The sequence below is a fragment of the Coprococcus intestinalis genome, assembly GCF_023656595.1.
Lineage (GTDB): Bacteria > Bacillota > Clostridia > Lachnospirales > Lachnospiraceae > Coprococcus_A > Coprococcus_A intestinihominis.
In genome coordinates this window covers 1-24,799 of record NZ_JAMOKJ010000026.1, presented here as the reverse complement: position 1 = coordinate 24,799, position 24,799 = coordinate 1, and the positions used below count along the sequence as shown (strand labels likewise).

Genomic DNA, 24,799 nt, shown 5'->3' with positions numbered 1-24,799 from the left:
ATATGGAAATGAGCGAAAACAATGATTATATTCAGTTACCACCACTAAAAAAAGACACACCGTCCGATGTGGTAGCATTTATCTGGGAGTACATGAAAGTACCGGAGAACTCAAGAGAAAAAGTTAAGAATCTGCTTAAAGATGCAAATGAAAATGGCGTAAAATTAAGTCATCAGGCGCCAACACTGTATGATGTTGTTCCAAAAGAAGAAATTGCTGAATTTGAAGAGCTTATGCGCAAAACCATAGCTGACATTGTATCAGAAGCCAGTAGCGTTGCCTGTTGGGTGTATGTGCAGAAAAGAGCTGGTGTTAATTGTAAAATTTATGGGGAACTAACATCAGCTTATTGACATAAATTTAAAAATAAGTATAATAATAGTTGAGTAATTGTTCAACTATTATTATTTGGAGGTGAATATATGTCAAAAACGTCTTATATTTGTAATTGCGATGTAATTCATGAGGATATTGTGAATGATGTGAAATCCAAGATGCAGCCAAAAGATGATTATATCCAGTTGGCTTCTTTGTTTAAGCTATTTGGAGATGGAACTAGAGTACAAATCTTACACGCTCTAGAACAGAGTGAGATGTGTGTATGTGATCTTGCAGTGCTACTGGGGGTAACAAAATCTGCAATTTCGCATCAGTTAAAGGCATTACGCCTAGCGAATCTGGTAAAATTCCGTAAAGAAGCACAGATAGTTTACTACTCGCTGGCAGATGATCACGTGAAAGAGATTATTGACAAGGGATTTGAGCATCTTTGGCAGAAATAATATTTTTTAACATTATAGTTGAGTAATTGAACAACTAAACAAATTGTAAGGAGATTATCATGAAACGCATATTTCTATTAAAAGGGTTGGATTGTCCAAATTGTTCCGCAAAAATTGAAAAAGAAGTCGGAGAGTTGGATGGAGTGCAATCCTCAGTGGTAAATCTGATGAAGCAGACGCTTACAATCAATGTTGCTCAGACATCCGCAGATACGATAGCCAGTCAGATTGAAACGATTGTTCATAGCCATGAGCCAGATGTGGAAGTTTCTGAAAATGTACAGGAATCTTATATACCGGAAAAAAAGCAGGAGGCCAATGAATCCTATAACAATGAGGATAAGAAGTTGACAGTTCGTTTAGCGATTGGTGCAGCAATCTATGCCATTGGTATGGCATTGACTGTTTTTGCGAAAGTGCCATTGCCTATCGAGTTAGCTTTTCTCATTGTTTCTTATGTTATTCTTGGTGGAGATGTTGTATGGCAGGCTGTGAGGAACATTTCAAAGGGGCGTGTATTTGATGAACATTTTTTGATGAGTGTCTCTACGATTGGGGCTTTTGTCATTGGTGAATATCCAGAAGCAGTTGCTGTTATGTTATTCTATCAGGTAGGTGAATTTTTTCAGTCATTGGCTGTTAAGCGTTCCAGAAAATCTATATCAGACTTAATGGATATACGTCCAGATTCTGCTACAGTAAGAAGAAATGGGGAATTGATTACCATATCTCCAGAAAATGTCTCCATTGGTGAGATTATTATTGTAAAGCCTGGTGAAAAAATTCCATTAGACGGTGTGGTATTGGATGGAGATTCTATGCTGGATACAAGGGCCTTAACAGGAGAATCAGTTCCGAGAAGTGTTCATAAAGGAGACGAAGCACTTTCCGGTTGTATGAATCAGACGGGTGTCTTAATGATTAAGACAACAAAAGCATTTGGTGAATCTACGGCTTCAAAGATTATTGATCTTGTGGAAAATGCGTCAAGCCGAAAAGCACCAACAGAAAATTTTATTACTACATTTGCACGTTATTATACACCTGTGGTTGTAATCTTAGCAGCTTTTCTGGCGATTCTGCCACCGATCATTCTTGGCGGAGGCTGGACAGAGTGGATTCGCAGAGGATTTGTTTTCCTTGTGGTATCTTGTCCATGTGCATTGGTTATTTCAATCCCGCTGACTTTCTTCGGCGGCATTGGTGCAGCATCTAAACGAGGTGTTCTTGTAAAAGGAAGCAATTATTTAGAGGCACTTAATAATGTCAGCGTTATTGTGTTCGATAAAACCGGAACACTTACAAAAGGTGTTTTCAATGTGACGGATATTTTACCTGCAAATGGATTTTCAAAAGAACAGGTTCTGGAGTATGCGGCAGAGGCAGAGAGTTTTTCTAACCATCCTATTGCAAAATCCATTCTTGCTGCTTATGGAAAAGAAATGGATCAGTCAGTGATTTCTGATTATAAGGAAATTTCAGGATATGGAATCAGTGTAATGGCAGGGGAAAAGAAAGTTTTTGCTGGCAATACGAAACTTATGGATACAGAATGTATAGAGTACACAACCGGTGAAAAAGCAGGTACAAAAGTTTATTTGGCTGTAGATGGTCAATATGCAGGATGTATTTTGATAACAGATGAAGTGAAGCCGGACAGTAAAAAAGCAATTTCTGACCTGAAACATATCGGCGTGGAAAAAACAGTCATGCTTACCGGTGATGATGAAAAAATTGGGAAGTCTGTTGCAGAAGAATTGCAGTTGGATGAATATTATGCACAGCTGCTTCCTGACCAAAAAGTGGAAAAGGTTGAGCTTTTAGATGGTAAAAAGAGACCGGGAAGCAAATTGGCTTTTGTTGGTGATGGTATCAATGACGCTCCTGTCCTTGCCCGTGCAGATGTTGGTATTGCAATGGGTGGGCTTGGTTCGGATGCGGCCATTGAAGCAGCAGATGTAGTTCTGATGACAGATGAACCGTCTAAGCTGGTGGACGCGATTGAAGTAGCAAAAGCGACAAAACAGATTGTCATGCAGAATATAGTGATTGCTCTTGGGATTAAGAGTGTGTTCCTGATTCTTGGCGCTCTTGGTATTGCGGGAATGTGGGAAGCTGTATTTGGTGATGTAGGCGTTACCATAATTGCTGTTTTGAACGCAATGAGAATTTTGAAAAAATAGGAAATGAGGTGGAAATGTGAAACGAAAACTGATTCTGTTAGTTGTTACGATTGTTTTTCTTGTAGGTTTTGGTGTCATTTTACATTCACCGCCTTCTATGATTGATGCAGTCACAGGAGCAACACCGAAGTCAAAAAAGGCGGCTCAAGCCTCCGCACAGTTGGAAGGCTCTTATGTTCTCGGTATTAATATGATGTCAGATGGTCTCGACAACGAGAACACCCGGAATAAATTAAAAGAATTGGCACTGGACGATTCGGAAACAAATGAAACAGATCTCATGAAAACGGACATTAGTTTTCGGTTATATGTATCTGAGACGGATTATCCGCTTGTCAGTTATGCTAAGAAACTCTGTGACAGGTTGAAACAGGCCGGTTTCTCCGTAGATCTGAAAGAGTACAGTAACACAATGATGCTATCAAGAGTGGTAAGTGGAAAGTATGATGTATTCCTGGCATCGGATGATTTTATTGACGTTACAACGCTAACACAGATGGACTATATGATCATGGACAGCGAAGAAATGAGGTGAGCGGGAATTTATGAGAAAATGGAATACGATTTTGTCTGTTTTAATGCTTCTCATTTTTATGATTCATGGAATCATGGGCAGCTTTATGCTGAACGGAGTTGGAAGTAGTGCCGGGAAACTTCTTGCATGGATTGGTGTTGGTATTCTTGTTGTGCATACGGTGATTGGTGTCATCCTGACAGTTCAGAGTTTACAGACAGCGAAGCAATCAGGAAAAATGTATCTGAAACAAAACGTCATATTTTGGGCGAGACGAGCCAGTGGGATGGCAATACTGATTCTCCTGTTATTCCATATTGGCTTGTTTGGAAAGGTGCAGAATGGGACATATATTTTGTTCCCTTTTACAACTGTAAAGATGGTAACTCAGCTTTTGTTCGTAGCGGCAATCTTTGTTCATATTTTTATCAATATCCGCCCATTGCTCGTATCACTGGGAATCATCAGTTATAAAGAACGAAGGAGTGATATTTATTTGATCCTTTCGGTGCTTCTTCTTTTTATAGCGGGAGCGGTTATTTTATATTATATTGGGTGGCAATATCTATGAGTAAGACAATTATTATTATAGGTGCTGGACTGGCAGGACTTTCAGCGGCTTTGCAGGCAGCGGAAAATGGATGCAATGTAAAACTGGTTTCCTCCCTTCCGTCAGAGCGGGCACAGTCTGTTATGGCGGAGGGCGGTATCAACGCAGCTTTGAATACAAAAGATGAAAACGACAGTCCCGAAGAACATTTTACAGATACAATAAAGGCAGCATGTGGTCTGGCAGATCCAAATGCAGTTTGGGGAATGACACAGGCAGCACCGGAGCTGGTGCACTGGCTGTTAAAACTTGGAGTTAAATTTAACATGAGTGGCTATGATGATGTGGATCTGCGGAATTTTGGCGGGCAGAAAAAGAAACGGACTGCTTTTGCACAGAGCGATACCGGGAAGCAGATCATGACAGCTATGATAGACGCTGTTCGCAGGAAAGAAGCATCTGGTATGGTAGAACGGTTCAGCCATCATTCTTTCCTAACACTTCGTCTGTGTGGCAATATTTGTTGTGGCTGCGTAATCAGGGATGAATACAGTCAGGAGACTGTGGAATTACCGGGGGATGCGGTTATTGTTGCCACCGGTGGTATGCACGGATTGTTTGGAAATACAACGGGTTCGCTGAGCAATACAGGAGAAGTCACCGCAGAATTGTTCCGGCTTGGTGTTCCTCTGGCAAATGGCGAGATGATCCAGTATCATCCGACAACTGTGAAATGTGGTGGAAAACGCATGCTCATCAGCGAGGCGGCCAGAGGGGAAGGTGGCAGGTTGTTTGCCATGAAAGATGGAAAACAATGGTATTTCATGGAGGAAAAATACCCTGAGCTTGGAAATCTGATGCCACGAGATATTACCGCCAGAGAGATATGGAAGGTCAGCCATGAATCAGAGGTATTTCTTGACATGACGGAAATATCGGAGGAGATTATTTCAAATAAGCTATCTGGTCTGGCAGACGATTGTATGACCTATCTGCATAAAGATATACGAAAGGAACCGGTGTCTGTTTTACCGGGAATTCACTATTTTATGGGAGGCATTCTGGTGGATGAGCAGCACAGAACGCCGATTCAGAATCTTTACGCTGCCGGAGAATGCTGTGCCCAATATCATGGTGCCAACCGTCTTGGTGGAAATTCTCTGTTAGGAGCGTTATACGGAGGACGTGTTGCGGCAAAATCAGCATGCGAACAGGCAGATGTAGTAGAGCTATCTTGTGCGACACAGATAGATGTTCCACCAGCGTCTCAAATTTCAGAAATAAAGCAATTAAACAAAGTGATGCAGGAGACTATGGGCGTTGTCAGAAATGAGAATACGTTGTTAAATGGGATTCAAACGGTACAAGCGCTGACAGGAAATCTTCCATTGCTTGGCATGGCAGTTCTAAAGAGTGCTCTTGCAAGAAAAGAAAGCCGTGGTGCACACTGGCGGGAGGATTATCCGAAGAGCAATGACGATGATTACCTTAAAACAACGGTAGCTAGATTTAATGGAAAGCAGATACAGATTTCCTTTGTACCTGTTCCAGAAAGGCGGTGATTCACTTGGTATATAAAATAAGAATCAGGCGGCAGGAGAGTCAGAAATCAGACAGTTATTGGCAGGAATTTGAGTATGACGGAAGCAAAAACAGCTCTGTTGCCACTGTTCTAAAGGAATTGAACAGTAGAACCCCTTTGAAAGATAACTCAGGAAATATAGTTACTCCCATCAGCTGGGAATGTAGCTGCATGGTGCGAAAATGTGGGGCTTGCGCCATGCTGATTAACGAACGTCCGAGGCTGGCATGCTCTACATTTCTACATACGTTAAAAGGTTCTACAATCACCTTGGAACCTTTAAGCAAATTTCCGCTTGTAAGAGATTTGATCGTTGACCGGTCAAATCTGTTTGAAAATTTGAAAAAACTGAACCTTTGGCTTGAAAGTGAAGCTTATATGAGTTCGCGGACACATGAACCGAGATACCAGTCGGCACGCTGTCTGATGTGTGGCTGTTGCCTTGAAGTGTGTCCTAACTTCTCTGCAAATAGGACTTTCGCAGGCACTGTTGCTGCAGTCAACGCATTTCGGATTCTGAATGAAGAACAGGAAAGCACTCATTTGAATGAGATTTCTGCTGAATATAAGAAGAAATTTTTTGAAGGATGCGGGAAGTCGTTATCTTGTCATGATATTTGTCCGATTGGTCTGCCTGTGGAAGAACTGCTTGTAAGGTCGAATGCAGCGGCTGTTTGGGGCAAATAAAATGGATGATAAAAGCTATAATGAATGTATGAAGAGAATCAAAAACTTGAGTCTCTTTTTTAAAATACATACATTGACAAATATCTATGTATATATTATGTTGAACATAGACAATGATCAATGTGAGGTGTCAATATGAATGCAATGGATGTGGCTTTGATATGCAAGGCTTTGGGCGATGCGAACCGGCTGGAAATTGTACAGATGCTGTCGGATGGAGAAAAGTGCGGGTGTAAACTTTTGGAAAGATTTGAAATTACCCAGCCAACTTTATCCCATGATGAATTTTCCGGAAATATTGTAGCTAATAGTTATTTAAATTGTTGTATTTGTTTAAAATTTAAAAAATATCTAATGAGTCTTCCGCATCTACCCACATCTGCAAATTTCCATCAAGATATAATCTTGCATATTCAAGAGGATCATCAATGGCGAGTGCGTTTAATGCACAGTCTGATCCTGATGTGGTTTTTAAGTCCTTTTCAGCTTCCCAACAGTCAATGCGGAGCATATAGCCAACAGAGGTATAAACATCAATACTGTTGCGCTTGGGATTGTATTCTGCAAATATTGTTCTCATCGTATCAAATCTCCTTATCGTTAAATCAATCATTTGTTGCAAAAATCAGAAGCATTTCAATCAGTTCACCATGTCACTTTTATTTTGTGTTATACTGTTTTATAGGATTTTCTTGGTCTCCGCTGCCGCTCTTCGTTCCACTACGGTCGGTTCAGAGCCAACGTCCACTGGACGTTGTGAACCGGTCGGCACAGAGCAGATGTCCACCGGACATCTTGTGGTCTTCGCTTCGCTACGGTCGGTGCAAAGCGGACATCCAACGGATGTCCTGCACCCTTGTATTTTCCCTTATCAGAGTTCGTAAACACTGGTGGGACAATATAACACAAAGGAAACAATAAGGGAAAGCTCACCAGTGATAAATTCAGTGTTTTCAAGGGTTTGCGGAGAATTTAATAACAAAATATAACAGTTATTAAATCTCTTAAAACAGGTGAAATCTCAATCGGAAGTTGTTTAATGGAGAAGATATGAAGAAGAGAATAATCTTATAACGAAAGGACTATAATTCATGAGTAGAATACTTTTGGTGGAAGATGACACAATGATTGCTTCGGGGATTCTGTATGCACTTGAGACAGAAGGTTATGAAACAAATCATGCCACAGGTATAAAAGATGCCGGAAGTTTAATTGAACATTATAATTTTGACCTGGCAATTATAGATATGCAGCTTCCGGATGGAACTGGATTTGATGTAAGTGAGATATTCAAAAATGATGCTACATCTGTGATTTTCCTGACAGTTGTGGATGATGAAAATACAATTGTGAGGGCATTTGATGAAGGAGCACAGGATTATATTGTAAAACCTTTCAGAATTCGAGAACTTTTGGCGAGAGTTCGGCGCATTTTATCTGTCAATATCAAAAATGGAGAGAAGGATAACATAATCTATATGGGGCATGCAGCCATCCATACAGATGAGGCAAAGGTTTATGTGAATGATAAAAGCATAGAACTTACAGCATTGGAATATCGGTTGCTGCTTATTTTTGCGAGTAATAAAGGAATCCTTTTGACAAGGCAGCAGATTCTTGACAAAATATGGGACGCAGACGGCAACTTTGTTGAGGATAATACACTTACCGTTTATGTGAAACGGCTGCGGGAGAAACTTGGAGAGGCAATACACATTGAGACTGTGAGAGGAATGGGATATCGTGTGGATTAAGAAAAAAGAGATAGAGCAGTTGTCGGAGTTTGTGAAAGGCTATAGTTCCGGCGAGAAACTGGATATTCGAGTGAATAAGGAAGGCTCTTTTAACATATTAAAAAATGATATTTATGCTCTTGTGAACACGAAAAATGAACAGATAAAGGCAGTTGAGGCAGAAAGAGACAGTCTCTCTGATTATATGGCAGATATTTCCCATCAGTTAAAAACACCGATTACTTCAATGATGATTATGGCGGATTTATTGGAGGAGGCAGAGCCGGAAAAACAGACAGAGTTCATTCATAACATACAGATTTCGTTAAATAAAATGGAGTGGCTTGTAGGGGCACTTCTTAAGATGGCAAAGCTTGATGCCCATGCAATTGATTTTATTAAAAATGACATCCGCACGTCAGAACTCTTAGAGGCGGTAAAACCATCGGTGGCAATCCTTTTGGATATCCACAATCTGACCATAGAGTTGAAACAGGATTGCACCATACATTGTGATAAACGCTGGACCACAGAAGCACTCACAAACATTGTCAAAAATGCGATCGAATATTCACCGGATGGAAGTGTGATTGAGATTGACAGCGGAGAAAATCCCATGTATAGCTGGATTTCGGTCAGGGACAGCGGTATGGGAATGGACAAAACAGAGTATGCTGCTCTTTTTAAAAGGTTTGAAAATTCTACCAATGAAAATGGATTTGGAATCGGAATGCCGCTTGCACTCTCTATTCTGAAAGGACAGGGTGGAGATATTGATGTTGATTTTGGTGGCAAGGGAGAGGGAACGATTTTTATTTTAAAATTTTTCAAGTGATATCATTTATGCTGGAAGACCAGGAATTGTTTCTAAGTGACAAAATTGTCACAATAATAATTTCTTTTGTCACAGAACAGTCATTTTGCATTGCTAGGATGGTATTTGAAAAAAGGAGTAAAGTCCTCTTCTCACAAAAGGTTCGGATTTTGCTCCGCAAAACAAGGAGAAATGCAATGGCTGTATTAGAAGTAAAGGAATTAACAAAGAAATATGGTGAAGGTGAATCGGAAGTGATTGCGCTTGATCATGTGTCTTTTTCGGTAGAAAGAGGAGAATTTGTTGCAATCATCGGAGCATCCGGTTCCGGGAAATCGACACTTATGAATATGATTGGCGGAATTGATTATCCCACAAGCGGTTCTATTATCATTGATGGAAATGAGATACAAGCAATGAGCGAGGATGAACTTGCAATTTTCCGCAGAAGAAATTTGGGAATTGTTTATCAGTTTTATAATCTGATCCCTACTCTTACTGCGGAGGAAAATATTGCACTGCCATGGAAATTAGATGGAAGAAAAGAGAATAAGGAACGGCTTTCTGAGATTGTGAATATGCTGGGTCTTGAGAAAAGGGCAAAACATCTGCCAGGTCAAATGTCAGGAGGTCAGCAGCAAAGAGTATCCATAGGAAGGGCACTTATAAACGAGCCGGCATTTATTCTTGCAGATGAGCCGACGGGAAATCTTGACAGTAAAACAAGCAGAGAGATTCTGGATATTTTGAAGTTCACCAATCAGAAATATAAGCAGACGATTCTTCTTGTCACACATGACGAAAAAATAGCACTGAAGGCGAACCGAATCATCACGATCGGAGATGGAAAAATCATAAAAGACGAGGTGATGAAGTAATGAAAATAACAGCACAACTCGCCTTAAGCCAGATGAAAGTGAATAAAAAAAGAACGATTGCAGGAATTTTTGCGATCGCACTTGCAACATCACTTATTACAACTGTAATGTGCTTTGTGACAAGCGCGAATAAGATGCTTACTGATTTCCTTGGTTCGGATTATGGAGAATATGGAGGTGCATACTCTCTCATGCTTGCAATACCGGCACTGCTTTTAGGTCTTCTTATTGCAGCAATGTCGATTACGGTAATATCCAATATATTTTCTGCTAGTGCCAATAAGCGGATTCAGGAGTTTGGTATTTTAAAATGTGTTGGTGCAACAGGCAGACAGATAAAGGCAAGTGTTATCTATGAGAGTTTATGGCTTAGTCTGACAGCCATCCCGCTTGGACTCATTGCAGGAACTATACTTGGTTATATTAGTGTGAAATTTACAGGACATTTTATTTCCGATATCAATGATGCTGCAAAAGAAATTATTATGAGACCTTTTACCTTTTCCCTGCCCTTTCATATATCTGTGTGGACATATTTGTTTGCAGGTGTATTTTCGTTTTGTATTGTATTATTCTCTGCATATAGACCAGCTAAAAAGGTTGGTAAATTTACTGCTATCCAGTGTGTAAAAGGGATTGGAGCAGGTACAGCTTTGAAAGAGATCCAAGTAAAAGACAGTTTTATCCAAAAAATATTTGGATGTGAGTCTGCAATTGCCTATAAAAACATGAAAAGAAACAAATACGGCTATAAGGCAACGATACGTGCATTGTCACTTGGGATTTTACTTTTTCTGTTAACCGGAGGATTATCCGGTCAGGCAAAGGAATTCCAAGAATGGATGACACCAAAATCAAAAGAAATGATGGTGGATTATTCTTCCAATTACGATATCGAGGTAAATGCGAAAACAGGGAAAGAAGAGAGAAAAATCAGCCGACCTGTTACATCAGACCAATATAATGAAATCACACAAAAGCTGGAAAAGTACGGGATAGACGTATATGGTGTTGGAGCAGATACTTTTACATACAATGCGCTATTAGATAAAAATACATTAACAGAGGATATGCTGCAGGTTCCGAACTTTTCTGATGATAATGGGGAAACAAGGACAGAAATCGTGTCCGTTGATGATGAACTCTATAAAAAACTGTGTGACAGGGCAGGCGCAGAATATGGAAGTATCCTTTTGCTGAACACTTACCAATATAATGACAATGGAGAGTATGTGTCGATAAAACCTTTTAAAGATGATGTGACACAGATTTCCCTGATAAACGCAGCCAATGAGAAGAACACACTTACAATCGGAGGTATTTTAGAACAGTCCGATTTAAAGGAATATGGTTTTGGGGAAGAGACACCATATCCGGTCAGAATTGTCGTACCTGATGCGGATGCGAGGTATTTTGACTGGTTTAGTATGCCATCAGATGAAGATGATTATACAGAATATGCCAGAAGTGTCATGGATGAATATTTTCCGATTGTGGCAGAGGATTCTTATGTAGAGCAGGGATATACCGTGAGAATTGCCCGCACAGATGCTATGGTTAAAATGCTCAATATAGCTATAGTTCTTGCTGAAATTGTGATGTATGGTTTTGTTATCCTGCTCGTTCTCATGGGATTTACAAGTGTAATTAGTACGCTGACGACAAATATCAGAATCAGAAGCCGTGAGTTTGCTGTGTTAAAGAGTGTTGGAATGACAAATAAATCACTTTGCAGGATGTTATATAGTGAAAGTATTTTTTGCGTTCTAAATGCACTTGTTCCGGGAGTTATACTTGGAATTGCAATTCCATTTTTAATTAATTTATCCATTCGGAAGGCTTTCCCGGTATTGTATCATATTCCGTGGGCGGCATTATTTGGGGGTATATTTGTTTTGATAGGAATTGTGTTTTTTATCACACGAACTGAAATTCACAAGTTAAGAGATAAAAGTATTATTGATGAAATAAGAATGGATATTGTATAAATGTCAATGCTGTTGTGGTACATGTTGTATTCTGTGTAAATGGTATTCATGTTGTGTCTCCTTTAAATCCAAAAAAATATAGAAGCATTTCAATCAGTTCACCATGTCGTTTTTATTTTGTGTTATACTGTTTTATAGGATTTTCTTGGTCTCCGCTGCCGCTCTTCGTTCCACTACGGTCGGTTCAGAGCCAACGTCCACTGGACGTTGTGAACCGGTCGGCACAGAGCAGATGTCCACCGGACATCTTGTGGTCTTCGCTTCGCTACGGTCGGTGCAAAGCGGACATCCACCGGATGTCCTGCACCCTTGTATTTTCCCTTATCAGAGTTTTAAGCTGCCGATGAAAGGCACAGAACTGGATTATGGAATGTGTAAGATGTGTTTGTATAGGAAGCAAATGGAAGAATTATAAAAGTTGCAGGTTGCAGATGAAAGGCCAGAATTACGTTTTTCTAATATAAATGATCTGGCATCCTGCAGAGATAAATCTTCCATTGATTTATAGCCTGTCCACTTCATAAAGTGACGTATGTTGTTGATATAGGTATCTGCAGTCCGGGAGGACCTGTTACGAATCAGGCATTTCTCTCTGAGCTTGTTAAAATATTTTTCGTACATAATAAACCTCCATGATAATAGTAACGTTAATGAGTCACTGCATCATGGAGGTCCACGTATCAAAGATACCCTCTTGTGAAAACGAGATTCTGGTGTTATTCTATTCATGGCAGTGTTAATGATGATCCTGTTCAATTGTTATTTTGTGGTGATTTAACAATACTACTTTTAGGACTCATTATCTACTGCCTTTTTTAAGTTAAAGAGAAAACTGCGCCACAGCCTTCGAAGGCCATCGCGCAGCGATTTAGTTCAATCGGAATTTAACGCTTGAAAAAATGAGAAATAAACATGGCGAAGAAAGAAGAAAGATTTGAAGTTATATTTAGAGACGGAAGTGGGCTTAAGGATGAAGGAGTTCGCCAAATTCTTGTAGATAAGGAGACGGGAGTTAATTACCCTTGTTGGAAGTCCGGATATGGAGCTGGTGTTACACCTCTCCTGGACTCTGAAGGAAAAGTTATAGTTACAAAGTAAAATCCAGTTTGCCACTGCATTTGCAAATGCTGGACGGAGATAAGAGAATAACAAAGACTCAAGTGAGTAGGAGAAAATCAATGAGAAAAGATATTTATAAATCCAAGAGAACAAAAAGAACAGAAATCACTTCGTGGGCACTTATAGTGGTGGTGGTGTTGGCATTGATGTCGCCTTTTATTTATCGCAAGGTTTTGGTACGGGATTCCGTAACAGAATACAAAGAACTGCTGGTCATAACGAAAGGTAAGGCTAAAAAAGCTGACAGCGGGTACAATCAGAAGAAAAGACATTACAGTGGTGCGAGCAAAACTACAACAATGTACTATGTAAGAGTCAATGCTTCTGACCTGGATTGTGGTGAAGAAACTATGGATGTAGAAGTATCATCAAGTATTTATGATAATGTCGTGGAAGGTGAGTACCATGAGTTTACAGTTGTTACGGACACACTGATCACGGGAAAGAAACGGGTGCGGATTTATTATTAAGTGCTTTTGAGATATTGATAAAATATGTGAAGAAAAATAAGCAGATAAATGGATTTAATATAAAAATTGAGATTTAAGGCGGCAAAAATAAATGGATAAAGAAAAGAAGAGAAAACGCAATTTGGTGTTAAATGGAATAGCTATTCCCATTAGTGTATTTGCTTTATATACATTTATCTTTGTATTTGATAATGGTATAGGATGGAAAATTGCTTTAATTGTTATTGGATTGGGTTGGCTCATATCTGCAATTTCTGGCTTTATGAGCAGTGAGAAAACAAGATTGTGTGAATTTTATTTCATCATTGATTCATGAATATGTCCATTTATGTGATTATAATAAGTTATCAAATTATAGAAATGATTTAGATTATAGAAGATTGCAGGAAGATTTTGTGTTCTTGTTTTGAACTGAATTTCATGCAACATATTTGACATACAGATATTTAATAAATTTCAATCCTGCGGGTTTGGATGTAAAAAATATTCAGAATGAAATTGTTAGTGATTTGATAGATTATTATTCTTCATCTCCAAAACTAGACAGGCATGAACTAATGGATAAAACGGTGAGGTCCTATGGTAGTTACCTAGCTTTGTATGATGAGTTTGATCAAGAAGTAACTTTGTATCCTAAGGATTTTATTGCAAAGAGAGAAGCTCCGGCATATATAGCAAATGATGGTAAACAGACACCAATGCGTGGTCATCCTGTATTTATTGCCCAGCATGCAACGGCAACATGCTGCAGGGAGTGCATCCGAAAGTGGCATAAAATGCAGCCGGGAAAGGAACTAAGTCAGGTACAGCAGGATTACCTTGTAGATGTAATTATGACATGGATTCAACGAGAAATGGAGAGGCAGGAACATATAATATGAGTTTGAAAAATGTATTGATTATTGTTGATAGCATTGACGAATCAATTGATTTTTATGAAGAATTGTTTGGATTGCGTGTGATTACAAGGATGGAAGGCAATGTGATAATGTCTGAGGGGCTTGTATTACAGGATGTAGATGTATGGTATGACAGTACAGAAATACCTACAACTCCACATAACAATATGACAGAACTTTATTTTGAAGATAATGATATAGAAGGTATTATTGAAAAATTGGAGTCTGGCAAGTATGTTGTAAGTTATGTTACGGAATTAATGGAAATTGAAGGTGGACAGAAGCTTGTAAGATTTTATGATCCATCAGGAAATCTTATAGAAGTACGAACACCAATTAGCTATAACTGATATGAAATGGATTTAAGGAGAAAATGCAGATATTTGTAGATGCAGATGCGTGTCCGGTAGTGGACATTGTCGAGACAATAGCAGAGAAATACAATATTTCTACCACATTGCTGTGTGATACGAATCATATTTTGTATTCTGATTGCAGCGAGGTGATTGTGGTATGTGCAGGAGCAGATGCTGTAGATTATAAGTTGATTAGCATTTGTCATAAAGGGGATGTGGTAGTATCACAGGATTATGATGTCGCTGCTATGGCTCTTGGAAAAGGGCTCAAAGCCAAGCGTAGACCATATGCTATTCACCAATCCGGTAAGTGGTACACGAATGAGAACATAGATCAGATGCTTATGGAGCGACATCTTAATAAAAAGGTAAGGCGCAGCTCTCATAAGAATCATATGAAAGGGTGCACGATGTTCGGTGGACATCGGTTCTGCACCGACCGGAGTGGAAACGGAGACACGAGAAAGCGTACAGAAGAAGATGATGTACGCTTTGCACAGTTCTTTGAAAAACTTATACTGATGGCAAAATCAAAAGAAGGTGCTCAGAGTGGGACTATTTAAGAAAAATATAGTTACAAAGATATATGATAAAGAAAATAAGAAACCAGTAATCAAGGCGAGCATATGTAATGGCGAGCAGGTTGCCGGATTTAAGAATATTCATACAGGTAAGATAGACGAGGTTATGCTGATTAAGAATCAGGCAGACCTTGATGCATTCAAGAAAATGTATGGAATAGATGGCGAAATAGAGAAGGAATATTAAACAATGTATTTGATTAAAACGATAAAAGGTGACATAACAAAAGTAACAGATGTGCAGGCAATCGTTAATGCTGCAAATAATTCTCTGCTTGGCGGAGGTGGTGTAGATGGAGCGATTCATAGAGCAGCAGGACCGGAGCTTTTGGTAGAGTGCAGGACACTTCATGGATGTGAGACTGGAGAGGCAAAGATAACAAAAGCCTATAATCTGCCATGTGATTATGTGATACATACTGTAGGACCAATATGGAATGGTGGAAGGAATAGAGAGGAGGAACTTCTTGCTAACTGTTATTTTAATTCTATGAAGCTGGCAATGGATAATGGAATCAGGTCTATTGCATTTCCTTCCATATCAACTGGAGTATATAGTTTTCCGGTTGAGTTGGCAGCAAAGATTGCAGTACATACAGTAAACAGATTCTTACAGGATAATCCGGACAGTTTTGATTTAGTGGAATGGGTGCTGTTTGATACGCACACTGAATCAGTATACGAAGCAGAAGTTGATCAACTGTATAAAATGATATAATAAAAGAGTAAAGGTATGGCAGGTAAAGTAAGGAGAATAAGGTATGAGCGAGATCGAAATTACGGGAGTATTTGAGAACGTACTTGGAATGATTTATTCGGCAAAACAGAAAGCTGAGTATCAGGTTAATTCTACAATTATAGATTTATATTGGTCTATTGGTGAGTATGTTTCAAAACAAATTGATGTAAATGGTTGGGGCAAGTCTACTGTGAAGGCTTTGTCTGAATATATATTGAGTAAAGAACCTGGAATTAGAGGATATTCATCACAAAATATTTGGAGAATGAAACAGTTTTATGAAACTTACAAGGATAAACCAGAACTCTCAAAGCTGTTGAGAGAAAATACATGGTCTAATAATCTGCATATTATCTCTAAAACAAAAAGCTATGTAAAGTATGAAATCGTTGATGAGCCACCAAAAGCAGATAAGGACTTCAACGATTTTCTTTGTATGCGAATGGAAATTTACAATAAAAAAACACACGAAAGGTTTCAGACCAAAGCGAGGAGCACATGATGTCCTCAGACAATGTCAAAAAGGGTACTGGAGAATGGCCCAGGTGCTAAATTCAGTAATCATCAATAAAATAATAGCCAAGCTGGGATATATATCCATGCTTGACTACTATCTAACAGTTTGTGAAAACTAAAGAACCGCCTTGGTGCGGAACCGTATGCCAGGTGGTGTGGGAGGTCGGTAGATAAAATAATTATCTACCTCCTACCCGATTTTAGAAATTAAGAAAGTTCTGCCACGTTCTTGTAGCCAAGATGGAATTAATCATCAATGCCGTATTTGTTTTCCAGCGCTTCTTCTGTTAATTCCAGTTCATCTTCCAGTTTTTCAATCGCGCGTTCTCTCGCTTTGTATATCTCGAAGCTAATCTCTTTCATCTGGTAAGCATACTCAAATTCATCATCAAGTTTATCCAGTTCGTCATCAATTGCGTCTACCTGTTTTTTCAAAGCGTAGAATTGTTCGTGATTCTCAGATGCATTTGTAGATGTTTTTGCATTGTTTACACTTTTTGTTATATTACGGATATCGTTTTCATAAGAAGAGAAATCATAATCCTTTTCGTTCGCATTCTCTACTGCGTTTTCTGTGTTGCTGATATGATCATCATTGTTATCTGTATTTGATGTTACAACTTTCTGTGTCTTAATTTCTATATCTTCTGCTGCTCCATTATTGGATGAAGTGCATCCTGTAAAAGCAAATATTAATGTGAGAGATAATAAAACTACTAATATTTTTTTCATAACATGTTCTCCTTCCGTCTCTTGGATGTTTTGTTTTTGCTGTTATATGTATCATATAGGGGGAAGATTAAAAAAAGATTAAAACAAATAGTAATTTCAAAAAATGAAAAAAAGGACTCTAGCACACGAAAATGATTGGTATTATAATAATTACATTATGAGATTACTGATTGTAGAAGACGAGAATGATTTAAGAAACATTGTCAAAAAAAGGCTTGTCAAGGAACATTACAGTGTGGATGCCTGTGGGGATGGTCTGGAAGCGATGGATTATATCGATATGACTTCCTACGATGGTATTATTCTTGATATCATGTTGCCGGGAAAGGACGGATATGAAATCTTAAGAGAATTAAGGCAACGAGAAGATGATACACCGGTTCTGTTACTGACAGCAAAAGACAGCATTGAAGACCGTGTCAAAGGACTGGATCTTGGTGCCGATGATTACCTGATCAAACCATTTGCATTTGAAGAACTGCTTGCAAGAATCCGTGTCATGATGCGTAGAAAGCCACAATTTACATCCAATCAACTAAAAATAGCAGATCTTATTCTGGATCGTGACACAAGAAAGGTTACAAGAGCCGGAAATGAAATTGATCTTTCTGCAAAAGAATTTATGGTTCTGGAATGTCTTATGCGCAACAAAAATATCGTAATGACAAGACAGCAGATTGAACAGAATGCGTGGGACTTTGATTTTGAAGGTGGTTCCAATGTGATCGACGTATACATTCGCTATTTGCGAAAAAAAATCGATGCACAATATGAACAAAAACTCATCCACACTGTTCGCGGTGTTGGATATGTAATGAGGGAAAACGAATGAAACAGATGACGATCAAGAAAAAAATTACGCTATGGTACACCGGAATCATCGCCGTAGTTCTTGGGACTATTCTAGTTCTCGTCCTTCTTTTTGTGGATAGGGTTGGAATTTCTGCGACAGAAGAAGAAATCAGTGCCGCAGTGACCGGATTCTCTTCAAATATTAATTTTCAGGATGATTCCTTTTATCTTGACGGCGATACCGAATTTTACGATAACGGTATTATGTTTTGTATTTATGATAAAAACGGACGATTACTTTATGGAACGATTCCAGCCCAATTTCCAGAAGAAACTATCCTCATGTCGAATACACCGCGAACGATAAGCGAATCAAATCGAAAATGGATGGTATATGACAGCGTTTACACTTACGGTGATGATGACGAAATGTGGGTACGAGGAATTACCTCCGTACATTCTATAGAACTTTTCATGCAGACATCCGAGAAAATGCTGTTGATTGTATTCCCATTACTCATTATTCTGATCGGGGCCATCGGATATTTTATGATCAAGCAGGCATTGAGACAGGTGGATCTTATCTGCGATGAAGTTGAAAACATCAGCAATGGAAAAGATCTTTCCAAACGCTTGTCTTTGCCAAAAGCAAAAGATGAATTATACGAATTGTCGAAGAAATTTAACGAAATGTTCGAGCGCTTGGAATTTTCGTTTGAGAAGGAACGTCAATTCACATCAGACGTATCCCATGAACTGCGGACTCCCGTTGCTGTTATCATTTCCCAGTGTGAGTACTTATTGGGAAATGAAAACTTATCTGCGGAAGACAAGGAAGAGATTGCAGTCATCTTAAGGCAGGCAAAACGAATGTCAAAGCTGACAAGCGAAATGTTAATGATCGCCAGAAACGAACAGGATGAGCAGCATCTGATGGAAAAACTGGATTTTGGATTATTAAGCGAACTTGTAATAGAAGAACTGCAGACAAAAGCACAGGAAAAAAATATTGAGATCACCCTGCAAAAGCAGGATGACTTATTTATGAACGGCGACCAGACATTGATTTTGCGTATGATGATGAATTTAATAACCAATGCCATCAATTACGGAAAAACAAATGGACATATTCATGTTATCCTGAAGGTCGAAAATGACCAGATTGTCGGTGAAGTGAAAGATGATGGTATTGGAATAAGTGAGGAACACCTGGACAAAATCTGGGAGCGTTTCTATCGCATAGACAAAAGCCGTTCCAGAGAAAATGGCGGTACCGGTCTCGGCCTTTCTATGGTGCGCTGGATTGTAAACCTCCACAATGGAACCATTCACGTTGAAAGTATCGAAGGTATCGGAACGAGTTTTATTTTCCGATTTCCGAAAATATAATGAGTACAGCTATCGTAATCTATTTTGGAAAATGGATAAAATCTGTCATTCCGATAAACCCAGTGTTTTCAATGGTTTGAGGAGAATTTAATAACAAAATATAACAGTTATTAAATTTCTTAAAACAGGTGAAATCTCAATCGGAATTTGTAAGAATAAAAAGGATGAAGAAATGACGGTTCAACAATTAAAATACATTTTGAAGGTAGCAGAAGTCGGTTCAATTACCGAAGCTGCGAAACTACTTTTTATATCACAGCCAAGTCTGTCCAATTCCATCAAAGAAACGGAAAAAGAGGCTGGTATCACCATAAAAGCTCACCCATTGGCATCGAAAAAAGTAGTTTCCGTTCATGACCTTGCACCTTATCCGCGGCTAAACTTTGTACAGGGAGAGTATGAATCTGTCTATTTTTCAGAGGAACTATTCAGCGAAAGTCTAAAAGAAAAAGTATGGAAAGGTGCTAAAATGAAAACGGTATAATGAAAAAGTTAAACTACCCTTTGAGAGAGGAGAAATCCTTTTCTCAAAGGGCTTTTTCTATTTATACGGATATTCGCAAACTACAAGATAAAAAGTAAAAAACATCAAGAAATATTTACTGGCAGCTCTGTTTAATGTACCGTCCACGATGAACGGGCATTATCAGGCAGAGGTAAACCATGATATGCGTACCTGCTTGCCCTAGGGGCTGATATAGCCTTTGAAAATGCTGGAGAGCAGTCTTATCATTCAGAAAAACTGTATTGCTGCAAATGACAGTGGTGAATGGGGTGCGTGGCCAAATAGCAGCACACTAAGATGGAATCAATACACATGCACAATATCCGCTGGCAGGTTGAAAACAGTAGATGGTCAGAGTCTTGTCGATTTCCGGACTATAATCCTGCAGGATATGTTTATTGCCGTTTAATGCCACATCCGCATAAGTAACAAGCCATTTTTTATCTCCATTTTCAAAGACTTCATAAAAGGAACGATTCAACATTTCTGAAACGGGAACGCCCTCAACAACAGACATTTCATCATTACAGTAACGGAATACAAAGTCTACACCATGTCCCTCCGCATCAAATACAAGTTCAATAATACAAAGTTCAAAGCAACGCTTAATTGCATCAAGTTTAACATCTAGTGGCGGATTTCTAGGATGATCTGGAGAATTTGCAATACGAGGTAATGGTTTGCGTTCTTTGGATGGCAAATTCTCGTCATCGATCCAACTATACAACTGCCTTCTGGTTGGGTAACCCAAAATTCGTATTGTTTCAGAAACAGAATTAGTTTGATGAAATACTTTTAATACAATAGATTTTTTCTCATATGAATACAAAAAAGGGCTCCTTTCGAGAGCCCTATGGGAGTCCAGATTTTTGTCCGCACCCCCACCTTTCTATTTGTCAACAGGCCAACTTTAGGATGCTCCTAAAGCACTGTAACAGTCATAAAAGGTGACATACACATTTCCTTGATGTGCCACCCAAAAGATCTTTCAGAGCATCCTGAATATCCTCCGTCGTTTCAATATCATACTCTCCGAGAAGCTGACGGATATATTTCTTTTGCTATCTGTCATTGTTATTCTGCGTACTGTTTTCTTTCGTTTTTCAGAATACAAGGTTCTCCCAATGATATTTATTATATCATAGACTTTTTAATAACTTAAAAGAGCCTGCGCAATAACATCCGTTTCACCTTTATTGATATATTTATGATGCAATGTTGCATCAAACTTAATGGCCTCTCCGCTTTTCACTATATAGGAACGATTTTCAACAACCATCTCCAGTTCGCCTTGAAAAACTGTAATGTATTCCATTTTTGCGTTTTTATGGGTTACCGATTCGTGGTCACATCCTGATTTATAAATACAATAATAAATCTCGAATCCCGTTGTTGGAGAAAACGGAAAAATACAGTACATATAAACTTGTTCATGATTATCAATCGCAGGGGACAGGTTATTGATGTTAATGACATCATAATATTGCTTTTTTTCCCCGCACAACAAAGAATCCACTTTGATTTTTAGTCCATTGGCAATTTTGAAAACAGTAGCTATGGTTGGAATAGATTTTGAGGATTCGATTTGGCTAAGCATGGTTTTGCTTACGCCCGTTAATGCAGACACCTGTTCTAGGCTAAGCCCCATATTGCCTCTGATTTCTTTTAACCGTTCTCCTAATTCCAAGTAGCTTTCCATATTTTATCATCCTTTTCCTCAATTAGTGCGTTCGCTAAATTGACCGCCTATGAAATGTAATTTACGACACTTCCGCCTTCTTGTCAAGTGAGCAGAGCAAATTTGTGTCTAATTTTGACATTTCACTCCGAAAAAACGTTATAGTGAATAAAAATTCGCTATGATATTTGTGCATTATTAGGATATTGACCAATTTTAAAAAATAGATTATATTTGAAGTACGTTATAACGGATTTGCAAAGCAATATAAAGGAAAAAATTTAACGAACGTATTGGGGAAGCCTAGAAAAAATCAAGCGTTCAAAGAAAATAGGAGGAGGAATATGAAAAGTGGGAAATAAAAAAATAGGACTTGGATTGATGCTCAATCTAATCGGTGCAATGTTTGCATATCTGATAGGTTCTGGATTTGCCAGCGGACAGGAAACGATGCAGTATTTTTCTGGCTGGGGTTCTGTTTGGACTAGTCTAGGTGTTGCTGTTATCGCACTGCTGCTTTCTTGCTTGGCTTATATTGCATATTCTTATGCAGGTCGTACGCGCGGACTGAAAGATTTAGCGGGAATTTATGATTTCTATGCCGGTAATGTATTTGGAAAATTATTCCAGGTTTTTGCATGGCTGTTTAACGCTTGCTGTTATATGTTTATGATTTCCGGATTTGGCAATGTATTTCACCAGCAATGGGGAATTTCCATTCCAATTGGCTCCGCCATCGGTGTAGTGCTTTCGGTTACAATTGCTGTCATGGGTTTAAACAAGATTATAGATATTATTGGCAAGGTTGGACCGATTATTGTATTATTCACGCTGTTTATCGGTATTGTAGCTGCCTTTAAATACTATCCGATGATTGTGGAAGGAAATGCAGCTATCAATAGTGGCGATGTGGATGTGATTCATGCTGGTTCCAACTGGGTTACAGCGGGTTTGTCATTTGGAGGCTGCAATCTGTTACTAGTTTCCGCATTTGTTGGTACAATTGGCTACAATTTAAGAGAATATAAATTCATATATAATCAGCTCATTATGATTATCAGCTCCGGTGGCATCATGTTGGTTTCCTTTCTGATGGGTCTTAACCATATCGGAAACATTCAGGCAGCTGTACAGGCCTCCATCCCTAATCTGCTGCTGGCAAACAGCGTTTTCGGTGGAAATGCTGGAATCATTTTATCTCTGTTGTTTGCAATCATCATTCTGGCAGCAATTTTTTCTACCATCTGCCCGATGTTGTGGACTTGTGCGTCTATGCTGGCTAAAGATGATAAGAGTAAAAAATATAAGCTAATTTGTGTGATTGCCGGGATATGTGTATATATCATCACACTGTTTGTACCCTATGAAACCCTGTTGAACTATATTATGACCTATTGCGGTTATTCTGGCTGTGTTGTTGCGGTTGTATGCATTGTTCGCTATTTCATAATCAAATCTCGCGACAAAAAAGAGGGCTTATTCAAGGAAAGTGTATAAGGAAAGTGTATTAAGTAATAAAATAAAAGAAAGGAAATGGTAAAAAAATGAAAAAAATAGCTGTTCTTGGTACTGGTAATATTGCGCAAACTGTTGCGGTTGACTTGAAGTCCAATGGGCATGAGGTGCGTTTATTTGCGCCAGACTACCTGATTTCCAGAATCCAAAAAATCGTAGACACACACGAAATTGAATGTGTCGGTGTATTTGAAGCAAAAGAAAAAATTGATGTCGTTACTTCCGATATTGACAAAGCGGTAAAAGGTGCAGATTATATCATTCTGTGTGTTCCCGGCAATCGCCACGAAGAATATGCGAGAATTCTGAAGGGACATACCACTGCACAGCAGATTCTGATTACGTTCAATGGTTGCATGGTTTCCCTGATTTACAAAAATGTATGGGAAGAGGATGCGTCCTGCCCCATTTTTGCAGAATCTACTATCCCACCCTTTAGCGCAAGGCGAGTTGAGCCTGGCAAGGTCCGTATGTTTGAGCGGCACTTGGCACCCATTGCATTTTTTCCTGCTTCTGCCGGAGAAAAATACTATGATCAGGTAAGAAAAGACATCTATGAATTTCCAGGTATGTATGCGGATATTCTGGAATGCGGATTGAGCTTAATTAACCCCACAGTGCATCCCGGACCGTGTCTGGTGAACCTGAGTAACATTGAAAAGCCAGATTTTACCTTCTTCCTATATGAACATGGTTTTCAGCCCTCTGGCTTAAAGATTGACGTGCTTTTGAATGAAGAACGCCTGGCTATTGGGAAAGCTCTGGGCTATCAGATTCATGCTTTGGAGGATTTTGCTGGTGTTGAAAAAATCGAATCATGGGAGGCTCTGTATGCTATGGGTCATGGTTGCCATGCGCTGACATCCATTGCCGGTCCTAATGACATCCATTATCGTTATCTTACAGAAGATATTCCCATTGCATTGGTTTGCTGGGCCTCCATCGCTGATTTGTTAGGAATTGAAACTCCTATTATGGACGCTGTTATTACATTGGTTGGTGTGGCTCATGATACAAATTGGTTTGTAAACGGTCGCTCTGCAGAGGTTTTAGGCATTTGTGGGAAGAGCGTGGAACAGATTAAGAACTATGTAAAAACAGGGAATTTTTGACAAAGGAATATCCTCAACTAGAAACAATACAGATTTAGTTAGATATATATCGCATGAATTATGAGATATATCAACAATAATAAATTCAATCAAAAAACGCGAAAGAAAAGAAAGGAAGGAAATGAGTATGAGTAAGACAATTTTTAGAGAACTGTTGGACAAGGAAGCTTCCCCAGCTTTGGGCTGTACAGAGCCTATGATGTTTGCTTTGGCAGGTGCAATTACCCGTAAGCACGCTCCCGGCAAGGTGTTGCGTGTTGATATGGTGGGCTGCGGCTTAATGGTTACAGGTGTTCAGGCAGTCGGTATTCCTAATACCGGCGGTAAAACCGGCGCATTCTTGGCATCTGCTGTAGGTATTGTAAACGGTGATGCAGAGGCCTGTAAAGAAGTACTGCACAATATTCGCCCTGAAGACGTTGTTGCAGCAGAAGAATTGATTCAGAATGCTGAGTTTACACTGGACATGGACAATAGCACCGGTAAACAGGTGTATTTCAAGCTGACCCTCACGACGGATGAACACGTTGCAACAGTTATCTTTGAGGATGAACATCATACATGGACATATTTGGAAGCGGACGGCAAAGTGCTTGTTGACAATCGCAAACCCGCAGGTGAAATGCTGATTCCTGCAAATGACATTGACTGGGATGTTTTTACGATTGAGAACATCTATAATTGG

At 39.1% G+C, this 24,799-nt stretch carries 31 protein-coding genes and 3 pseudogenes; 29 read left to right on the top strand and 5 right to left on the bottom strand.

The features are described from left to right. Positions 1-2: 2 nt before the first annotated feature. From NBH03_RS14745 to NBH03_RS16160, 8 genes and pseudogenes are all read left to right on the top strand, one after another. A complete protein-coding gene (locus tag NBH03_RS14745) occupies positions 3-353 on the top strand; it encodes a hypothetical protein (protein ID WP_250800014.1) in 351 nt (116 codons plus the stop codon). 69 nt (positions 354-422) lie between these two features. After that, the gene (locus NBH03_RS14740; RefSeq protein WP_015512809.1) at positions 423-782 is read left to right on the top strand and encodes an ArsR/SmtB family transcription factor; all 360 of its coding nucleotides are present in this window, start codon (positions 423-425) and stop codon (positions 780-782) included. Positions 783-841: 59 nt separating this feature from the next. Continuing rightward, positions 842-2,965, top strand: coding sequence for a heavy metal translocating P-type ATPase (locus NBH03_RS14735; RefSeq protein WP_250800013.1), 2,124 nt, complete (start codon positions 842-844; stop codon positions 2,963-2,965). Positions 2,966-2,981: 16 nt separating this feature from the next. Beyond that, a complete protein-coding gene (locus tag NBH03_RS14730; RefSeq protein ID WP_008703789.1) occupies positions 2,982-3,500 on the top strand; it encodes a DUF6921 family protein in 519 nt (172 codons plus the stop codon). Between the two features lie 10 nt (positions 3,501-3,510). Beyond that, positions 3,511-4,050 carry a hypothetical protein gene (locus NBH03_RS14725; RefSeq protein WP_009203875.1) on the top strand — a complete coding sequence of 180 codons (540 nt, stop codon included), beginning with the start codon at positions 3,511-3,513 and terminating at the stop codon, positions 4,048-4,050. Then, positions 4,047-5,591: an FAD-binding protein gene (locus NBH03_RS14720; RefSeq protein ID WP_015512812.1), complete on the top strand. Its 1,545-nt coding sequence runs from the start codon at positions 4,047-4,049 to the stop codon at positions 5,589-5,591. Before NBH03_RS14725 ends, NBH03_RS14720 begins: the two co-directional genes overlap by 4 nt. Beyond that, positions 5,588-6,298, top strand: coding sequence for a 2Fe-2S iron-sulfur cluster-binding protein (locus NBH03_RS14715; protein WP_330371261.1), 711 nt, complete (start codon positions 5,588-5,590; stop codon positions 6,296-6,298). The genes NBH03_RS14720 and NBH03_RS14715 overlap by 4 nt, the downstream gene beginning before the upstream one ends. 135 nt (positions 6,299-6,433) lie before the next feature. Further along, positions 6,434-6,577, top strand: a pseudogene (locus NBH03_RS16160) (ArsR family transcriptional regulator); the annotation flags it as partial. A gap of 61 nt (positions 6,578-6,638) precedes the next feature. On the opposite strand, the gene NBH03_RS14705 reads toward NBH03_RS16160, so the two are convergent. After that, positions 6,639-6,878 carry a DUF6061 family protein gene (locus NBH03_RS14705; protein WP_107001876.1) on the bottom strand — a complete coding sequence of 80 codons (240 nt, stop codon included), beginning with the start codon at positions 6,876-6,878 and terminating at the stop codon, positions 6,639-6,641. A gap of 511 nt (positions 6,879-7,389) precedes the next feature. On the opposite strand from NBH03_RS14705, the gene NBH03_RS14700 reads away from it, so the two are divergent. The 4 genes from NBH03_RS14700 to NBH03_RS14685 all read left to right on the top strand — a co-directional run bounded on the left by NBH03_RS14700 (position 7,390) and on the right by NBH03_RS14685 (position 11,711). Next, on the top strand, positions 7,390-8,052 hold the full coding sequence (locus NBH03_RS14700; protein WP_117529266.1) for a response regulator transcription factor: 663 nt from the start codon (positions 7,390-7,392) through the stop codon (positions 8,050-8,052). Beyond that, the gene (locus tag NBH03_RS14695) at positions 8,042-8,866 is read left to right on the top strand and encodes a sensor histidine kinase (RefSeq protein WP_250800012.1); all 825 of its coding nucleotides are present in this window, start codon (positions 8,042-8,044) and stop codon (positions 8,864-8,866) included. The genes NBH03_RS14700 and NBH03_RS14695 overlap by 11 nt, the downstream gene beginning before the upstream one ends. Before the next feature lie 176 nt (positions 8,867-9,042). Beyond that, positions 9,043-9,723 (top strand): ABC transporter ATP-binding protein, encoded by a 681-nt coding sequence (locus NBH03_RS14690; protein ID WP_118587953.1) that lies wholly within the window; start codon positions 9,043-9,045, stop codon positions 9,721-9,723. Beyond that, the gene (locus tag NBH03_RS14685; protein WP_250800011.1) at positions 9,723-11,711 is read left to right on the top strand and encodes an ABC transporter permease; all 1,989 of its coding nucleotides are present in this window, start codon (positions 9,723-9,725) and stop codon (positions 11,709-11,711) included. The genes NBH03_RS14690 and NBH03_RS14685 overlap by 1 nt, the downstream gene beginning before the upstream one ends. A gap of 363 nt (positions 11,712-12,074) precedes the next feature. On the opposite strand, the gene NBH03_RS16230 is transcribed toward NBH03_RS14685, so the two are convergent. Beyond that, the gene (locus NBH03_RS16230) at positions 12,075-12,332 is read right to left on the bottom strand and encodes a phage integrase N-terminal SAM-like domain-containing protein (RefSeq protein ID WP_442872339.1); all 258 of its coding nucleotides are present in this window, start codon (positions 12,330-12,332) and stop codon (positions 12,075-12,077) included. A 291-nt stretch (positions 12,333-12,623) separates the two neighbouring features. Between NBH03_RS16230 and NBH03_RS14680 the strand changes: the two genes are divergently transcribed. The 9 genes from NBH03_RS14680 to NBH03_RS14640 all read left to right on the top strand — a co-directional run bounded on the left by NBH03_RS14680 (position 12,624) and on the right by NBH03_RS14640 (position 16,377). Beyond that, the gene (locus tag NBH03_RS14680; protein ID WP_250800010.1) at positions 12,624-12,809 is read left to right on the top strand and encodes a DUF6440 family protein; all 186 of its coding nucleotides are present in this window, start codon (positions 12,624-12,626) and stop codon (positions 12,807-12,809) included. Positions 12,810-12,889: 80 nt separating this feature from the next. Next, positions 12,890-13,300 (top strand): hypothetical protein, encoded by a 411-nt coding sequence (locus NBH03_RS14675; RefSeq protein ID WP_250800009.1) that lies wholly within the window; start codon positions 12,890-12,892, stop codon positions 13,298-13,300. Positions 13,301-13,391: 91 nt separating this feature from the next. Next, a complete protein-coding gene (locus NBH03_RS14670; RefSeq protein ID WP_250800008.1) occupies positions 13,392-13,616 on the top strand; it encodes a hypothetical protein in 225 nt (74 codons plus the stop codon). A 115-nt stretch (positions 13,617-13,731) separates the two neighbouring features. Beyond that, positions 13,732-14,181, top strand: coding sequence for a DUF4186 family protein (locus NBH03_RS14665; protein ID WP_250800007.1), 450 nt, complete (start codon positions 13,732-13,734; stop codon positions 14,179-14,181). Next, positions 14,178-14,549 (top strand): VOC family protein, encoded by a 372-nt coding sequence (locus NBH03_RS14660; protein ID WP_250800006.1) that lies wholly within the window; start codon positions 14,178-14,180, stop codon positions 14,547-14,549. Before NBH03_RS14665 ends, NBH03_RS14660 begins: the two co-directional genes overlap by 4 nt. Before the next feature lie 23 nt (positions 14,550-14,572). Then, entirely contained in the window at positions 14,573-15,118 is a 546-nt protein-coding gene (locus tag NBH03_RS14655) for a DUF188 domain-containing protein (RefSeq protein ID WP_250800005.1), read from the top strand. After that, on the top strand, positions 15,105-15,323 hold the full coding sequence (locus NBH03_RS14650; protein ID WP_250800004.1) for an aspartate dehydrogenase: 219 nt from the start codon (positions 15,105-15,107) through the stop codon (positions 15,321-15,323). The genes NBH03_RS14655 and NBH03_RS14650 overlap by 14 nt, the downstream gene beginning before the upstream one ends. A gap of 3 nt (positions 15,324-15,326) precedes the next feature. Continuing rightward, positions 15,327-15,854 (top strand): O-acetyl-ADP-ribose deacetylase, encoded by a 528-nt coding sequence (locus NBH03_RS14645; protein ID WP_250800003.1) that lies wholly within the window; start codon positions 15,327-15,329, stop codon positions 15,852-15,854. A gap of 43 nt (positions 15,855-15,897) precedes the next feature. Next, positions 15,898-16,377 (top strand): DUF1016 N-terminal domain-containing protein, encoded by a 480-nt coding sequence (locus tag NBH03_RS14640; protein ID WP_250800002.1) that lies wholly within the window; start codon positions 15,898-15,900, stop codon positions 16,375-16,377. A gap of 260 nt (positions 16,378-16,637) precedes the next feature. Here the strand turns inward: NBH03_RS14640 and NBH03_RS14635 are convergent, their stop codons facing one another. Then, a complete protein-coding gene (locus NBH03_RS14635; protein ID WP_250800001.1) occupies positions 16,638-17,123 on the bottom strand; it encodes an entericidin EcnA/B family protein in 486 nt (161 codons plus the stop codon). A 157-nt stretch (positions 17,124-17,280) separates the two neighbouring features. Here NBH03_RS14635 and NBH03_RS14630 point away from each other — a divergent pair, with 157 nt between their 5' ends. From NBH03_RS14630 to NBH03_RS14615, 5 genes and pseudogenes are all read left to right on the top strand, one after another. Next, positions 17,281-17,955 carry a response regulator transcription factor gene (locus NBH03_RS14630; protein ID WP_107001140.1) on the top strand — a complete coding sequence of 225 codons (675 nt, stop codon included), beginning with the start codon at positions 17,281-17,283 and terminating at the stop codon, positions 17,953-17,955. Further along, positions 17,952-19,304 (top strand): sensor histidine kinase, encoded by a 1,353-nt coding sequence (locus NBH03_RS14625; protein WP_250800000.1) that lies wholly within the window; start codon positions 17,952-17,954, stop codon positions 19,302-19,304. The genes NBH03_RS14630 and NBH03_RS14625 overlap by 4 nt, the downstream gene beginning before the upstream one ends. Beyond that, entirely contained in the window at positions 19,304-19,384 is an 81-nt protein-coding gene (locus NBH03_RS16225; RefSeq protein ID WP_252203187.1) for a DUF6040 family protein, read from the top strand. Before NBH03_RS14625 ends, NBH03_RS16225 begins: the two co-directional genes overlap by 1 nt. Positions 19,385-19,476: 92 nt before the next feature. After that, positions 19,477-19,617, top strand: a pseudogene (locus tag NBH03_RS16155) (LysR family transcriptional regulator); the annotation flags it as partial. A gap of 262 nt (positions 19,618-19,879) precedes the next feature. After that, positions 19,880-19,993 (top strand): annotated as a pseudogene (locus NBH03_RS14615) (DUF6017 domain-containing protein); the annotation flags it as partial. Positions 19,994-20,101: 108 nt separating this feature from the next. Here the strand turns inward: NBH03_RS14615 and NBH03_RS14610 are convergent. After that, entirely contained in the window at positions 20,102-20,536 is a 435-nt protein-coding gene (locus tag NBH03_RS14610) for a hypothetical protein (RefSeq protein WP_250799998.1), read from the bottom strand. 423 nt (positions 20,537-20,959) lie between these two features. Further along, positions 20,960-21,508: a helix-turn-helix domain-containing protein gene (locus tag NBH03_RS14605; protein WP_250799997.1), complete on the bottom strand. Its 549-nt coding sequence runs from the start codon at positions 21,506-21,508 to the stop codon at positions 20,960-20,962. Between the two features lie 330 nt (positions 21,509-21,838). Here NBH03_RS14605 and NBH03_RS14600 point away from each other — a divergent pair, with 330 nt between their 5' ends. From NBH03_RS14600 to NBH03_RS14590, 3 genes are all read left to right on the top strand, one after another. Then, positions 21,839-22,984, top strand: a complete 1,146-nt coding sequence (locus tag NBH03_RS14600; protein ID WP_117541847.1) for a hypothetical protein — start codon at positions 21,839-21,841, stop codon at positions 22,982-22,984. Between the two features lie 47 nt (positions 22,985-23,031). After that, positions 23,032-24,114, top strand: a complete 1,083-nt coding sequence (locus NBH03_RS14595) for an NAD/NADP-dependent octopine/nopaline dehydrogenase family protein (RefSeq protein ID WP_117541845.1) — start codon at positions 23,032-23,034, stop codon at positions 24,112-24,114. Positions 24,115-24,241: 127 nt separating this feature from the next. Next, the coding region (locus NBH03_RS14590; RefSeq protein ID WP_331476165.1) for a hypothetical protein at positions 24,242-24,799 on the top strand (558 nt) is incomplete at its 3' end.

What these genes read in the sequence shown, in the direction of transcription:
- NBH03_RS14640 (WP_250800002.1), top strand. Translation starts at nt 15,898, where the DNA reads ATGAGCGAGATCGAAATTACGGGAGTATTTGAGAACGTACTTGGAATG.
- NBH03_RS14630 (WP_107001140.1), top strand. Translation starts at nt 17,281, where the DNA reads ATGAGATTACTGATTGTAGAAGACGAGAATGATTTAAGAAACATTGTC.
- NBH03_RS14655 (WP_250800005.1), top strand. Translation starts at nt 14,573, where the DNA reads ATGCAGATATTTGTAGATGCAGATGCGTGTCCGGTAGTGGACATTGTC.
- NBH03_RS14705 (WP_107001876.1), bottom strand. Translation starts at nt 6,878, where the DNA reads ATGAGAACAATATTTGCAGAATACAATCCCAAGCGCAACAGTATTGAT.
- NBH03_RS14720 (WP_015512812.1), top strand. Translation starts at nt 4,047, where the DNA reads ATGAGTAAGACAATTATTATTATAGGTGCTGGACTGGCAGGACTTTCA.
- NBH03_RS14595 (WP_117541845.1), top strand. Translation starts at nt 23,032, where the DNA reads ATGAAAAAAATAGCTGTTCTTGGTACTGGTAATATTGCGCAAACTGTT.
- NBH03_RS14605 (WP_250799997.1), bottom strand. Translation starts at nt 21,508, where the DNA reads ATGGAAAGCTACTTGGAATTAGGAGAACGGTTAAAAGAAATCAGAGGC.
- NBH03_RS16225 (WP_252203187.1), top strand. Translation starts at nt 19,304, where the DNA reads ATGAGTACAGCTATCGTAATCTATTTTGGAAAATGGATAAAATCTGTC.
- NBH03_RS14675 (WP_250800009.1), top strand. Translation starts at nt 12,890, where the DNA reads ATGAGAAAAGATATTTATAAATCCAAGAGAACAAAAAGAACAGAAATC.
- NBH03_RS14745 (WP_250800014.1), top strand. Translation starts at nt 3, where the DNA reads ATGGAAATGAGCGAAAACAATGATTATATTCAGTTACCACCACTAAAA.
- NBH03_RS14635 (WP_250800001.1), bottom strand. Translation starts at nt 17,123, where the DNA reads ATGAAAAAAATATTAGTAGTTTTATTATCTCTCACATTAATATTTGCT.
- NBH03_RS14625 (WP_250800000.1), top strand. Translation starts at nt 17,952, where the DNA reads ATGAAACAGATGACGATCAAGAAAAAAATTACGCTATGGTACACCGGA.
- NBH03_RS14725 (WP_009203875.1), top strand. Translation starts at nt 3,511, where the DNA reads ATGAGAAAATGGAATACGATTTTGTCTGTTTTAATGCTTCTCATTTTT.
- NBH03_RS14660 (WP_250800006.1), top strand. Translation starts at nt 14,178, where the DNA reads ATGAGTTTGAAAAATGTATTGATTATTGTTGATAGCATTGACGAATCA.
- NBH03_RS14740 (WP_015512809.1), top strand. Translation starts at nt 423, where the DNA reads ATGTCAAAAACGTCTTATATTTGTAATTGCGATGTAATTCATGAGGAT.
- NBH03_RS14735 (WP_250800013.1), top strand. Translation starts at nt 842, where the DNA reads ATGAAACGCATATTTCTATTAAAAGGGTTGGATTGTCCAAATTGTTCC.
- NBH03_RS16230 (WP_442872339.1), bottom strand. Translation starts at nt 12,332, where the DNA reads ATGTACGAAAAATATTTTAACAAGCTCAGAGAGAAATGCCTGATTCGT.
- NBH03_RS14680 (WP_250800010.1), top strand. Translation starts at nt 12,624, where the DNA reads ATGGCGAAGAAAGAAGAAAGATTTGAAGTTATATTTAGAGACGGAAGT.
- NBH03_RS14690 (WP_118587953.1), top strand. Translation starts at nt 9,043, where the DNA reads ATGGCTGTATTAGAAGTAAAGGAATTAACAAAGAAATATGGTGAAGGT.
- NBH03_RS14700 (WP_117529266.1), top strand. Translation starts at nt 7,390, where the DNA reads ATGAGTAGAATACTTTTGGTGGAAGATGACACAATGATTGCTTCGGGG.
- NBH03_RS14670 (WP_250800008.1), top strand. Translation starts at nt 13,392, where the DNA reads ATGGATAAAGAAAAGAAGAGAAAACGCAATTTGGTGTTAAATGGAATA.
- NBH03_RS14685 (WP_250800011.1), top strand. Translation starts at nt 9,723, where the DNA reads ATGAAAATAACAGCACAACTCGCCTTAAGCCAGATGAAAGTGAATAAA.
- NBH03_RS14645 (WP_250800003.1), top strand. Translation starts at nt 15,327, where the DNA reads ATGTATTTGATTAAAACGATAAAAGGTGACATAACAAAAGTAACAGAT.